1 tRNA gene and 1 rRNA gene are annotated in these 317 nt (G+C 49.5%); both read left to right on the plus strand.

What is annotated here, in order from left to right:
* The first annotated feature begins 49 nt into the window (after nt 1-49).
* Nucleotides 50-125, plus strand: a tRNA-Ala gene (locus ACN6NE_RS31175).
* A gap of 85 nt (nt 126-210) precedes the next feature.
* A 16S ribosomal RNA gene (locus tag ACN6NE_RS31180) occupies nt 211-317 on the plus strand; the annotation flags it as partial.

Raw genomic sequence — 317 nt, forward strand, 5'->3', positions numbered from 1 at the left:
TTGGGACCAAGGGGTCGCAGGTTCGAATCCTGTCTTCCCGACCATTTATGGGGCCTTAGCTCAGCTGGGAGAGCGCCTGCCTTGCACGCAGGAGGTCAGCGGTTCGATCCCGCTAGGCTCCACCAATCGGAATTTTGAACTTTGAAAACTGAACAAAGCGACAAACGTCAACGTTAATTTTTTATTTTTTAATTGAGCAAGTCAAACATTTCTTCGGAGAGTTTGATCCTGGCTCAGGATGAACGCTGGCGGCGTGCCTAATACATGCAAGTCGAGCGAACTGATTAGAAGCTTGCTTCTATGACGTTAGCGGCGGA

The sequence above is a fragment of the Priestia sp. 53B2 genome, assembly GCF_056099005.1.